This is a genomic window from Streptomyces sp. BBFR25 (assembly GCF_044590125.1).
GTDB classification, from domain to species: domain Bacteria; phylum Actinomycetota; class Actinomycetes; order Streptomycetales; family Streptomycetaceae; genus Streptomyces; species Streptomyces canus_D.
Genome location: NZ_CP172447.1, coordinates 8,239,888 through 8,252,813 on the forward strand (window position 1 = coordinate 8,239,888; position 12,926 = coordinate 8,252,813).

The following is a 12,926-nucleotide window of genomic DNA, read 5'->3' on the forward strand; positions in this document are numbered from 1 at the left end:
GTTCAACCCCCCAGGTTGAGAGTGAGTTTGGCGACGTCGAACGCCTCGGCGTAGCGGGCGTGGCATTCGATGCCGCGGATCCGGGCGAGGCCCAGGAAGGCCTCCCGGTCGTACCAGGGGCGGTGCCGCTGCGAGGGATAGTGCTCCTGCAACAGCCGCACCTTCTCTTCGGCGACCTCCGGCGTCAAGGGCTGGTAGGCCGACGGGCGGCCCAGGTCGCCGTCCCACTTGACGATCTCGTACCGGAGCACGAGGTGGTCGCGGAACGCGGTGGTCATCAGCTTCGCCAGGCCGCGGTGGTCCTGGTGCGCGTCATCGGTGCGCGGGGCCAGGACGAGGTCCGGTTCGGTCCGCTCCCGCAGATCCTCCACCGCGGCCTTGGCCTCCTCCCAGTGGGCCGGCATCCGGCCGTCGGGCAGCTTGAGCACCGTCAGCCGCAGGTCGGCGCCCGGGCAGAAGGCGGCGAGCGCGGCCCGCTCCTCCTGCTCCCGTTCGCCGCCCCCGCCGGAGAGCACCAGCGCGTCCACGCGGACGCCCGGCCGGGCCAGGCACAGCGTCAGCAGGGTGCCGCCGGCACCGATGGCGATGTCGTCGCAGTGCGCGCCCACCGCGACGACCCGGTCCGGGCGCCCGGCACCGAGCCGGATCACGCGGTCCTCACCCCCGCGGGCGCCGCGGCGCCGTCCCGCTCCCACACGGCCCACGGACGCTCGCCCCGGACGTAGGCGGCATCGAGCGCGGCGCGCTCCTTCACGGTGTCCGTCGGCTTCCAGAAACCGCGGTGCTGGTGCGCCACCAGCCGTCCGCGCTTGGCCAGTTGCGTGCACCCGTCGGCCACCAGGTCACCGCCCTCCGGGATGTGGTCGAAGACCTCCTGGCGGAGCACGAAGTAGCCGCCGTTCTCCCACAGCGGCAGGTCGCTCACGGGCGTGATGCCGCCCACCAGACCGTCCTCGCCCAGATCCACGCAGTGGAACGAGGACTGCGGCGGCACCACCATCATCGACGCCCCGGCGTCCCGCCGCGCGAAGGAGTCGATCATCTGCGGCAGGGGCGCGTCGGTGAGCACGTCGGCGTAGTTGGCGAGGAACATCTCGTCGCCGTCCAGATGGTGCCGCACCCGGCGCAGCCGCTCCCCGATGGGCGACTCGATGCCGGTCTGCGCGAACGTGATCGTCCAGTCGGCTATGTCGGCGGACAGCAGCTCGGTCCGCCCGCCCCGCAGCACGAAGTCGTTGGACGTCGTCTCCTCGTAGTTGAGGAAGAAGTCCTTGATGTGATGGGCCCCGTAGCCGAGGCACAGGATGAACTCCTTGTGCCCGAAGTGCGCGTAGTAGCGCATCACGTGCCAGATCAGCGGCCGCGGCCCGACCATCGCCATCGGCTTGGGCACGTCGTCGGACGCGCCCTCGCGCATCCGCATGCCGTAACCGCCGCAGAACAGTACGACCTTCATGCTGTGACCTCTCGGGACGCGGCCTCGACAACGCTCAGTTCCGGAATGGGAAACACCAGCCGGCCGCCCCACTCGTGCACGAACGACAGCTGCTCGACCAGTTCGGCCCGCAGGTTCCACGGCAGGACGAGGACGTAGTCCGGCCGGTCGGCGGCGATCCGCTCGGGCGGCAGGATCGGGATGCGGGTGCCCGGGGTGAACCTGCCGTGCTTGTAGGGGTTGCGGTCGACCGTGTACGCGAGCAGGTCGGGCCGGATGCCGCAGTGGTTGAGCAGCGTGTTGCCCTTGCCGGGCGCCCCGTAGCCGACGACCGTCTCGCCGCGCTCGGCCGCCTCGATCAGGAACCGCAGCAGGTCCCGGCGCACCTTGGCCACCCGGGCGGAGAACTCGGTGTACCCGGACAGCTCCCGCAGCCCGGCCGCCTTCTCCCGGTCCAGCACCTCGGCCACCCGCCTGCCCGGCTCACCGGCCACCTCCTGGGGCCGGGCCCACAGCCGGATGGAACCGCCGTGCGTGGGCAGCAGCTCGACGTCCACGAGGGCGAGTCCGCCACTGGCCAGTGCCCGGATCGCGGACGCGACCGTGTAGTACTGGAAGTGCTCGTGGTAGATCGTGTCGTACTGGTTCTCCTCGATCAGCGTCAGCAGGTGCTGCACCTCGATCGAGACCCAGCCGTCGTCGGCGACCAGGGCGCGCAGCCCCTTGGTGAAGCCGATGACGTCGGGGATGTGCGCGTACACGTTGTTGGCCACGACCAGGTCCGCCGGGCCGTGCTCGGCGCGGACGGCCGCGCCGGTGTCAGGGCTCAGGAACGCCGTGAGCGTGGGCACGCCCGCCTCGCGCGCCGCGGCACCGACGTTCACCGAGGGCTCCACGCCGAGGCAGCGGATCCCGCGGTCCACCATGTGCCGCAGCAGGTACCCGTCGTTGCTCGCCACCTCGACCACGAAGGCGTCCGGGCCGAGCCCCAGCCGCTCCACGGCGCCGGTGACGAACGTCCGCGCGTGCTCCACCCAGGAGGTCGAGTAGGAGGAGAAGTACGCGTACTGCGTGAACGTCTCCTCCGGCGTGATCAGCGCGGGGATCTGCGCCAGCCAGCAGTCGGTGCAGACCCGCAGGTGCAGCGGGTACGCCGGTTCCGGCCGGTCCAGTTGGTCCGCCGCGAGGAAGCTCTCGCACGGCGGAGTCGCTCCGAGATCGACGACGCTCTCCATCGCCGCCGAACCGCAGAGTCGGCATCGTGTCATCTACTGCCCCCATCCCCCCTGCCCGCGCGGGTGTCCCCGCCGCGAGCTTGTGCCGACCGCCCCGCGATCGCGGTGCGGTACCCCTCCAGCAGGCGCTCCAGCCCGACGGCCGGGCTGAACCCCTGCTCGTATCGGCGCCGGGCCGCCCGGCCCATGTCCTGGTTCCGGTCCGGCTCCGCCGTGATCCGGCGCAGACACGCCGCGAGCGAGGCGGACTCGCCCGGCCGGTGCAGCAGCCCGGTCACCCCGTCCTCGACGAGTTCGCCGAAGGCGCCGTGTCCGGCGGCGACGGCCGGGACCCCCGCCGCCATCGCCTCCACGACCACCAGGCCGAATGCCTCCAGCCACGTCGAGGGAGCCACCACGGCCACCGACCGCGCCAGGGCCCGCCTGCACTGTTCCGGGTCGTACAGACCGACGTAGCGCACGTCGTCCCGCCCGCCCGCCCAGGCGGTCACCTCGCGCTCCAACGGCCCCGTGCCGGCGATGACGAGCGGGACGCCCACACCTCCGGCCGCCGCGAGTTCGTCCCACGCGGCCATGAGCAGCCGCACGCCCTTGGCCTCGGCGAGCCGGCCGAGATACAGCAGGTGCTCGCCCGTACCCGCACGGCGCTCTTCCGGCTCGGGCACGAAGTTGTGCTTCACCGCCAGCCGCTCGGCCGGCATGCCCGAGCGGACCAGCACGTCGCGCTGCGCCGCCGAGATGCAGAAGAACCGCTCCACACCGGACCACCAGCGCCGCCGGTTGGCCGCCAGGCTGACCGCGAGCGGCACCGTGGCCAGGCGGGAGCCGCGGTAGCAGCCGTGCCGCACGGAGGGCAGCGGCGTCGACCCGACGCACTCGGTGCAGGGCCGCCCCTCGCGCTGCAGCGTGCCGGGCGGGCAGACCTGCGTGTAGTTGTGCAGCGTGGCGACGGCGGGCACCCCGGCGTCGGCGCAGGCGGCCAGCACCGCGGGCGACAGGAGCGGGAAGACGTTGTGCACGTGCACCACGTCCGGCCGCTCGGCGCGCAGCCGGGCGGCCAGCTCCCTGCGGACCGCCGGGTTCCACGGCACCAGGAGCGGCAGCGCGGCCTTCCCCGGCAGGGACCGGGCGGCGATGTCGTCGCTGCGCCGCTCGAACAGCCCGACCCGGTGGCCGGCCGCGCGCAGCAGCTCCACCTCCTGGTCGACGACGTTGTTCTCGCCGCTCGGCTGGGCCGAGTTGTACCGGTTGTGCACCACGAGGACGTGCATGCTCAGATCACCTCCGAGGTCCGCGCCCAGCGCGGGACGCGTCGTCGAGGGGGGTCGGGCACCGGCAGCGGCGTGTCCGGGGCGGGTTCCGCCAGCAGGGAGGCCGCCACGGCCAGGTGCAGCAGGTAGGGCGAGGCGTCGCCGAGGCCCGCCTCGGTGTACGAGGCGAGTGCGCAGTAGCTGATCAGGAAGATCGCGCAGGCCCTGGCCAGGGACGGCGGCCGCAGCAGGGCGACGCCGCCCAGCACGACGAAGACCGCCGCCACCAGGGTGACGCCGATCAGACCCTGCTCGTGGTAGACGGCCAGCCAGCTGTTGTCGATCGGCAGCCCGTCGAACGACTTGTCGCCCAGACCCATGCCGAAGACCTTCTCCCCGAGGGTCCGGGGCGCCGCCAGCAGCGCGTCCCAGACCTTGGCCCGGCCGGTGAGATTGCTGAAGTTCTCCTCGCTCTGCCCGCGCAGGAACCACGCCTGCAGCGCGGAGGCGAACACCACGGCGGCCACCGCCGCGCACAGCACCGCCCAGGAGAAGAACCGGCGGGCGGCGGCGCTGGTCAGGGTGAGCGAGCCGATCGCGAGCGTCAGGCCGACGAGCAGGCCGAGCGTGGCCGTCCGGGTATGGGTGAGCACCAGCAGCACGAGTGAGGGCACGATGACCAGCGCCGCGCTGCGCCGGTCGGTCCGGTGGCCCAGCACGAGCAGCACGGCGAGCCCGATGATCACCGCGGCGTACTGTCCGATCTGCGGCGGGGTGAGCGGCCACAGCGCGCCGACCAGCCGCCCGCCGTACAGGTCGGGCATGGCCGCGCCCGGCGAGACGAGTGCGCCGGCGGCCACCGAGCACAGGACGACGAAGTACATCCGGATGTGATGCCGGACGAACGTCGGGCCGCCGTCCCACCAGCGGCTGAGCAGCCACAGCGTGCCGACGAAGAGAGCCATCCGGGCGCAGCGGAACAGCGCGCCGAGCCCCGATTCCAGGTCCGCGCTGGCGATCAGGCTCGGCACCAGCAGCAGGGTGAGCAGGAACAGGAAGGCACTGGCGCGCACGCGCAGCCGGAGATTGAGCGCGAGCGCCAGGGAGAACGCGGCGACCAGCGCGCCCATGGTGACCATCTGGATGAGCGAGCGGGGGAGCGGGACGACGGTCTCCGCCCCCGTGGAGCCCAGCGTGTTGAGGACCAGCAGTCCCCAGACCGTCCCGACCAGTTTCGGTGTGTGCTCCGCGTCCATCTCAACCCCCGTCCCGTGCGCGCAGGGTGCTGCCCGCGTCCTGCCGGTAGGGCGCGCCCCGCCACTGTCCGAAGTCGAGGACCCGGCTCGGGTCGTGGGCGACGAACTTCCACGGACCGACGTAGACGTTGTCGTGCCAGCGGTTGTCCTGCCGGTGGGTGATGGCCTCGGCCACCCGCTCGCCCTGGTACGGGGACCAGTCCGGATAGGTGCCGTAGTTCGCCAGCAGCGCCATGCGGTCGCAGTTCGACGTGCACTCCACGACGGTCTTGTCCAGGAGGAAGCGGTTGTCGTGGACGTCCACCCGCTGGGTCTTCCACCGGCAGTCGTCGTACAGCGGTGCCTTGCCGATCGCCGGGCGCGCGCAGCGCTCGATGTCCTTCACCAGCAGCGTGCAGTCGCCGGACGAGGTGTTGGCCGGACTGTTGCAGAACCGGTCGGCGTTCTCCCACAGGGTGATGCCGGACCAGTTGTCCTCCAGCACGTTCCGGTAGATCTCGATCTTGTCCGTGCGGGCCTCGACCCGCGGTTCGCCGCCGGACTCGGAGATGTAGACGGTGGCGAACGGGAAGTTGTCGCCGCCGTCGGTGTTCTCGCGGCCCTCGACCCAGTTGTTCCGCCGGATCGTGTTCTCCCGCACGACCGCGTTGTAGCTGGTCTCGTAGATCAGCGCGGCACCGTCGTTGGACTCGATGACGTTGTCCTCGATGAGGAAGTCGTTGTTGTTGGTGTCCGCCCACAGGCCGGTCCCGCGGTTGTCGTGCACCCAGTTGCCGCGGATGTCGGCGCCCTCGACGGCCCAGAACTTGACGCCCCCGGTGCAGCCGCAGCCCGGCCGCTTGCGCTCCCAGTCGCCGGTGTTGTTGCCCGTGATCTCGTTGCCCTCGAGCACCAGGTCGTTGATGGTGCCGTCGCCCTTGTACGCGTTCAGGCCGTACTGGCCGTTGTCGCGCAGGCAACTGGCGCGCACCTGCTGGCGGTCACCGGCCATCAGGCCGGCGCCGGAGTTGTCCCGGACCGTGACGTGCTCGATCACCCACCCGTCGGCCGAGTCGTGGTTGACCACACCCTCGTCGTGCGGCGCGGCGAAGCCCCGCACGGTGAGGTGGCCGATGGTGACGTCGCGCGCGGTGCCGCCGAACGCGTACCGATTGGTCTTGCGCCCGTCGAGCACCGCGCCCGGCGCGCCGAGGTAGCGGTTCCCTTCCTTGGGGACGACCTGGGAGTACCGGTCGGGTTCGAGCCGGTGCTTGCCGGGCCGCAGCCAGAAGGTGGTGTGCGCGGGGCTGTCGCGGGTCTTGGCGGCCAGGTCGCCGACGACCGCCGGGTCGACGGTCACCGCACCGGCCGGTGCCTTCGCCGGTCCGGCCGCGGGTTTCGCGCACACCCGGGCCGCGGGGGCCCCGTCCGACGGGGCGGACGAGGCGGACGGGGCGGACGACGCGGAGGGCCCGGGCGACGGCGCGTCCGACGTGCCGACACAGCCGGCCGCCAGCAGCGCCAGCGCCAGTGGTGCCGCGGCCGACACGGCCCGGCTCCGCCAGGTGATCCCCATGCGTCCTCCTCTCCCTCTCCCCGCGCCTAGTCGTGGAACCCGAGTACGGTCGTGAAGGTGCGCGTGCCGTCGGTGAATCCGGTGCCGACCAGCGTGGTGGCCGGTTCCTTGCGCCCGAAGCCGGGGGAGTACCAGCCCAGCGGCGGGTCGGTCTCGCCGCGGTGTGCCCGCCAGGACAGCTCGCCCGGCAGGTCGAGCACCGCCGAGCGGTCCTCGCCGTCCCGGGCCCAGGTGAGCACGGCGCGGTTCCCGGCCAGGTCGGCGGTGACCGCCGGGCCGAGGTGGAACGCGAGGCGCACGTCCCGGCGCGGGCCGCGCACCTCGTCCACCACCCGCAGCTCGCGGCTCGCGGCCGTCAGTTCCACCCGGCGGCGGTGCACGGAGTCCCCGTACCCGTCGTGCTCGGCGCACCAGCGGGACACGCCCTCGTCGGAGGTGTCCACGGCCAGCACGCGGCTGCGGGCGTGCCGGGTCCACAGGAACGGGCCGCCGGAGACGGACTGGTCGGTGCCGTCCAGCTCCAGGGTGTTGTGGCCGAGGGTGGAGCGGAAGTACCGCCGCCACCCGGGCTGTCCGTGGTAGCAGTACGTCCCCGGGTCGGCGAGCACGTCGACCCCGTCGTGCCGCACCTCCACCGAGAGCGCGTCCGCGTGGGCGTGCGCGGCGATGGAGAGGAAGCCGTGCGGACCGCCGTCGCAGCGGCACCAGATCCCCGCCGGACCGCGCAGGACCGTGAGCCCCGCGTCCGCGAAGTGGGCCGGCCTGCGCGCCGGACGGGTCACGGCCGGACCGGACCCCTTCTTGCCGTACGGCCGGATCAGCGCGGCCAGCAACGGCGTGCGCACATCGGTGCCGGTCACCGTCGGCCACCAGGGGAGGGAGCCGAACACGGCGTCCCCGGTGGTCAGCAGCGAGGCCCAGCGGTCGGTGCCCGCGCCGTCCACCACCAGGCCGTGTCCGTCGTCCGCGTCCCCCTGGCGCGGCGGACGCAGCGAGTCGTCCACGACGGCGGCGAGCGCGTCGGTCATCCGCAGCAGCACCAGCCGGACCGTCGCGGGAACCGGCACACCGGCGGCGTCCGCCTCCGCCACCGCGGCCAGGCCGAGTTCCAGCACCAGACCGTGGTACTCGGTGGCCAGCTCGCGGTTGAGGCCGGAGAGGTACGTGTTGGCGCGCAGGTGCCGGTCCAGCGACCGCAGCGCCTCGTCCCGCCACCGGGCCGAGTCGGGGAACCAGCCGAAGGCGCAGGACGCGGCCAGCTGCCCGGCGGCCTCCGCCACGACGTGGTTGTTCGCCGACGACCCACGGCTGGGGAAGGCGGCCAGCCAGCGCTGGTGGTGCCAGATCTGCTCCAGGGCCGCCGGGTTGTCCTCGAAGAGGGCGGCCGCGCCCGGCCAGCCGTCGAGCAGCCGGCGGATCCACACCCACGACAGCAGCCGGATCCCCAGCTCGATGCCGCTGACCCAGTGCACTCCCCGCAGCGGCGCGTTGGACGCCCACCACGACCGCAGGTGCTCGGCCACCCGCTCGGCGTACCGCTCGTCCCCGGTGACCGCGTAGGCGGCGGCGAGCACCGTGAGGTACTGGTGCCGGGACGGCTCCCAGATCTGCTTGATGTCCCCGACGGCGTCCTCGTCGCGGTAGGGCACGTCGAAGGCGTAGCCGTCCGGTGCCCGGCGCCCGGTCTTCGGGTCGTACCACCAGTCCGGGTCGGCCAGGTCGTCGCGGACCACGCCGAAGTACTCGACGTGCCCGGCCATCAGGCGGTCCGCCTCCGCGACGAGGCGCTTGGCGGCGTCCGGCGGCACCGCCGCGAGCGCTCCGGCGGGCAGGGCCGCGGTGAACCGGGCCCCGGTCACGCCCGGGGCTTCCGGCCGCGCCGACCGCCACCGACGCCTGCGCACGGTGTCGCCCACCCGGCCGCCCACCTCCCGCGGCCCCATCCGGGACAGCCGCCGCAGGTACCAGCCCGGGCTCCCCGGGTTCACGGTCATCGCGCCTCCGCCAGGGTCACCGCAGCGCCGCCGGTCAGGGCGGCCCGCACGGCCAGGGTGGCCGTCGTGGTGGCGACCAGCGACCCGAGCGGCACCGGCATCGGCCCGCCGCTCCGCACCGCCCGGACGAACGCGGCCAGTTCGGCCGCCTGGCCCTTGTCCCGGGCCTTGGGAAGCCGGGAACTGACCCACCGCTTGCGGCCGTCGTAGACCGACGTACGCACGAAGTCGTCGAGTTGCAGCACCTTGCCGTCCGCGACCAGGTCGAGCGTCTCCTTCGGGAAGCCCGCCGCGCCGGTGGTGACGTAGCTGATGGTGGCCGTGGACCCGTCGGGGTAGCCGAGCACCACCTGGAGGTCCTCGTTGCCGGACGGGGCGAGGGCGTACACCGAGACCGGGTCGGCGCCCAGCAGCCAGCTCGCCGTGTCGACGAAGTGCCCGCCCTCACCGGCGAACCGCGAGCCCTCGGTGCCCTGCTGGAGGTACCAGCTGCCGTGGTCGAGCCGCCCCGCGTTGACCAGGTAGCGCAGACTCGCCGGTCCGGTGCGGGCCCCGAACCGCTTCCTGGCCTCCTGGAGCAGCGGAGCGAACCGGCGGTTGAAGCCCACCTGCAAGCGGTCGTTGCCGGACTCCTCCACCGCCGCGAGCACGCCGGCCAGCTCGTCCTCGGTGAGCGCCAACGGCTTCTCCACGAACACGGCCTTGCCGGCCAGCAGCGCCTTGCGGGTCAGTTCGGCGTGCGAGCTGTGCCGGGTGACGACGAACACCGCGTCGACGGACGCGTCCCCGAGGACGGCGTCCAGATCGGTGGTCGCCTCCCGGAAGCCGAACTTCCGCTGCGCGTTGGCCGCGGACAGGGCCGTCGTGGTGACGACCGTCGACAACTCGACACCGTCGCGCTGCGCCAGGTGCGGCAGCAGCATCGACGTCGCGTAGTTCCCCGCGCCGACGAACGCGAGCCGCACCGGCGTCCTCGCCGCCCGTGCCGGGGCGCCGGACGTGCCACCGCTGGGCACCGCGGGCACGGTCATCACCGGGACGTCGGCCGACGGCTCGTCCTCGGCGACCTGCTCGGGGTACCGGAACAGCACGGCCACGGCCTTGAGATCGCCGTCCTTGAGGCGCTGGTAGGTCTCCACCGCGTCGTCGAAGGCGGCCGTGCGGGTGATCAGCGGCTCCACGTCGACACGGCCCCGGGCGACGAGATCCAGGAAGCACGCCAGGTTGCGCCGCTCGGTCCAGCGCACATAGCCGATCGGATAGTCCCGCCCCTCGATCTCGTACTCCGGGTCGTAGCGCCCGGGTCCGTAGGAGCGGGAGAACCGGACGTCCAGCTCCTTCTCGTAGTACGCGTTCCACGGCAGGTCCAGGCGGCACTTGCCGATGTCCACGACCCTGCCGCGGTCCCGGCACAGCCGCGCGGCCAGCTCGACGGGCTGATTGCTGCCACCGCCGGCGGCCAGGTACACCTGGTCCACCCCGTGGCCGTCGGTGAGTTCGGCCACGGCGCTCTCCACCGCCGGGGACGCCGGGTCGCCGCAGGCCGCCGCGCCCAGCCGCTCGGCCAGCTCGCAGCGCACCGGGTCGGGGTCGGCGCCGACGACCCGGACGCCCGAGGCGGCGAGCAACTGCACCACCAGCTGCCCGATCAGCCCGAGGCCGATGACCAGGGCCACCTCGCCGAGCCGCGACTCGCCCTGACGGACCCCCTGGAGCGCGATCGACCCGACGGTGCCGAAGGCCGCGTGCCGCGGCGCGAGACCGTCCGGCACCGGGGCGTAGAGGTTCTTCGGAACCCAGTTCAGCTCGGCGTGCAGGGCGTGCTCGTTGCCCGCGCAGGCCACGAGGTCGCCGACCTTCACGTCGTCGATCCCGGCGCCGACCTGCTCGACCACCCCGCACAGCGAGTAGCCGAGCGGTGTGTAGGAGTCCAGCTTGCCCATCACCTTGCGGTAGGTGGCGGGCACCCCGTTGGTGGCCACGCTCTGCACGACCTTGGCCACCTGGTCCGGCCGCGAACGGGCCTTGCCCAGCATCGACATGCCGGCCTCGGACACCTTCATCAGCTCGGTGCCGGTGGAGATCAGCGAGTTGGCGGTCCGCACCAGCACACCGCCCGGCTTGCAGCCCGGCACCGGCACGTCGAGCAGCGCCAGCTCGCCGCTCTTGTAGTTCTGCACGACCTGTTTCACCCGAAGTCCTCTTGTCTGTGTGCCGGTTGTCTCTGCGCCGGTTGCCTGTGTGCCGGTCTGCGCCGGGGAGGCCCTACACCGTCGATGGAGCGTTCTGGTCGGCCCCCGAGGTCGCGCCGCGGTACCAGTACTCGAGGGTCAGCACGTGCCACAGGTGCTTGGAGAAGTCCCGCCGCCCGGCGGCGTCCTCGGCGACGAGCCGCCGCAGCGCGTCGCGCCGCAGGAAACCGGACCGCACCAGCTCGCCGTCGTTCACCACCTCGCGCACCAGCGGCGCCAGATCCCGGCTCATCCAGGCCCGCAGCGGGGCGCTGAACAGGCCCTTGGGCCGGTACACGATCTCCCGGGGCAGGACGGAGGTGGCCGCCTCCTTCAGTACGGCCTTGCCCTGCCGTCCGACGATCTTGCGGTCGCCGGGGAAGGCGAACGCCGCCCGCACCACCTCGACGTCCACGTACGGCACCCGCACCTCGGTCGACGCGGCCATGCTGGAGCGGTCCGTGTAGGCGAGGTTCAGGCCCGGCAGGAACATCCGGGCGTCGCCCAGGCACATCCGGTTCACGAAGTCGTCGAGGTCGTTGTCCTCGTAGACGTCCGCGTGCTCGGTCAGCACGTCCTCGACCGTCCCCGCCAGATCCGGGTCGATCAGGGCGAGCAGCTCCTGACGGTCGTACATCGTGTAGCTGCGCCGGAAGGCGGTCTCCTCCGGCAGATCGGCGAAGGAGAGGAACCGCTTCGCGAAGCGCACCGACCGCAGGCCCCGGCGGCTCGTCGCGACCGGCAGCCGGTCCACGGCCGCGGACAGCCCGCGCCGCAGCGGCCGCGGGACGCGCTGGTAGCGCAGCGCCAGCACATTGGCCAGGTGCTTGCGGTAACCGGCGAACAACTCGTCCGCGCCCATCCCCGACAGCATCACCTTGACCCCGGCCTCCCGGGCGGCCGAGCAGATCAGGAAGGTGTTGATCGCGGCGGGGTCGCCGATCGGCTCGTCCAGGTGGTACGTCATCCGCGGCAGCAGGTCGAGCACGTCCGGCGCGATCTCTATCTCGTGCAGGTCCACGCCGAAGCGCTCGGCCACCTGCCGGGCGTAGCGCAGGTCGTCGGGCATCGCCTCGAACCTGGCGTCCTCGGCGCGGAACCCGATCGTGTAGGCGGAGATCCCGGGCCGCTCGCGGGCCGCCAGCGCGGTCAGATAGCTGGAGTCCAGCCCGCCCGAGAGGAACGTCGCCACCGGCACGTCGGAGAGCAGGTGGCGACGGGTCGACTCCTCGACCACGGCGGCCAGGTCCGGCTGCTCGCCGCTCAGGGCACGCTCCCGGCCCTCGGCGGCGACGTCCTTCAGGCTCCAGAACCGGCCGCGCTCCACCCCGCCGTCGGGCCGGCACCGCAGCCAGCTGCCCGGCGGCAGCTTCTCCGCCTCGCGGAACGCGCAGCGCGAGTCCGGCACCCAGTAGTACAGCAGCGAGGCCACCAGCGCCGCGTGGTCCACCTCCAGCTTCCCGCCGGACACGGCGGCGAGCGCCTTCAGCTCGGAGGCGAACACCAGACCACCGCCGCGCCGGAGCAGGAACAGCGGCTTGATGCCGAGCTGGTCGCGGGCGAGCACCAGTTCACCGGTGCGCTCGTCGAACACCGCGAAGGCGAACATGCCGCGCAGCCGGGCCAGGCAGTCGGTGCCCCAGCGCCGCCACGCCTCCAGCACCACCTCGGTGTCGGAGGTACCGCGGAAGCGCACCCCGGTGGAGAGCAGCTCGGCGCGGAGTTCGGGCGCGTTGTACAGCTCGCCGTTGTACGTCAGGGCGAGCCCGTCCGAGACCATCGGCTGGGCGCCGGTCCCGGACAGGTCGACGATGGCCAGCCGGCGGTGCCCGAGCTGCACCTCGCCGTCACCGGCGGGATGGCTGTAGCGGCCCGCCCCGTCCGGACCGCGGTGGGCGAGGACGTCGGTGAGCCGGTCGGTGACGGCCTTGCCGTCCGGCCAGTGGTACGTGCCTGCGATGCCACACATG

Annotated in this window: 9 protein-coding genes; all 9 read right to left on the reverse strand. The window is 72.8% G+C overall.

Translation table 11 applies throughout. The features are described from left to right. Positions 1-2 precede the first annotated feature (2 nt). The 9 genes from ACGH52_RS36990 to asnB all read right to left on the reverse strand — a co-directional run bounded on the left by ACGH52_RS36990 (position 3) and on the right by asnB (position 12,925). Entirely contained in the window at positions 3-650 is a 648-nt protein-coding gene (locus tag ACGH52_RS36990) for a PIG-L deacetylase family protein (RefSeq protein ID WP_399945908.1), read from the reverse strand. Further along, positions 647-1,456 (reverse strand): glucose-1-phosphate cytidylyltransferase, encoded by an 810-nt coding sequence (locus ACGH52_RS36995; RefSeq protein ID WP_076972469.1) that lies wholly within the window; start codon positions 1,454-1,456, stop codon positions 647-649. The genes ACGH52_RS36990 and ACGH52_RS36995 overlap by 4 nt, the downstream gene beginning before the upstream one ends. Next, on the reverse strand, positions 1,453-2,703 hold the full coding sequence (locus tag ACGH52_RS37000) for a class I SAM-dependent methyltransferase (RefSeq protein ID WP_076972468.1): 1,251 nt from the start codon (positions 2,701-2,703) through the stop codon (positions 1,453-1,455). The genes ACGH52_RS36995 and ACGH52_RS37000 overlap by 4 nt, the downstream gene beginning before the upstream one ends. Further along, complete coding sequence (locus ACGH52_RS37005) at positions 2,700-3,941, reverse strand: glycosyltransferase (protein ID WP_399945912.1); 1,242 nt, start codon at positions 3,939-3,941, stop codon at positions 2,700-2,702. The genes ACGH52_RS37000 and ACGH52_RS37005 overlap by 4 nt, the downstream gene beginning before the upstream one ends. Positions 3,942-3,943: 2 nt before the next feature. Continuing rightward, positions 3,944-5,176 (reverse strand): O-antigen ligase domain-containing protein, encoded by a 1,233-nt coding sequence (locus tag ACGH52_RS37010; protein ID WP_399945915.1) that lies wholly within the window; start codon positions 5,174-5,176, stop codon positions 3,944-3,946. 1 nt (position 5,177) lies between these two features. After that, on the reverse strand, positions 5,178-6,731 hold the full coding sequence (locus ACGH52_RS37015) for a right-handed parallel beta-helix repeat-containing protein (protein ID WP_399945918.1): 1,554 nt from the start codon (positions 6,729-6,731) through the stop codon (positions 5,178-5,180). 26 nt (positions 6,732-6,757) lie between these two features. Then, positions 6,758-8,725 carry an alginate lyase family protein gene (locus ACGH52_RS37020; RefSeq protein ID WP_210975204.1) on the reverse strand — a complete coding sequence of 656 codons (1,968 nt, stop codon included), beginning with the start codon at positions 8,723-8,725 and terminating at the stop codon, positions 6,758-6,760. Next, positions 8,722-10,917: a bi-domain-containing oxidoreductase gene (locus tag ACGH52_RS37025; RefSeq protein WP_399945921.1), complete on the reverse strand. Its 2,196-nt coding sequence runs from the start codon at positions 10,915-10,917 to the stop codon at positions 8,722-8,724. Before ACGH52_RS37025 ends, ACGH52_RS37020 begins: the two co-directional genes overlap by 4 nt. 73 nt (positions 10,918-10,990) lie before the next feature. Further along, positions 10,991-12,925 (reverse strand): asparagine synthase (glutamine-hydrolyzing), encoded by a 1,935-nt coding sequence (gene asnB / locus ACGH52_RS37030; RefSeq protein WP_076972464.1) that lies wholly within the window; start codon positions 12,923-12,925, stop codon positions 10,991-10,993. Position 12,926 lies beyond the last annotated feature (1 nt).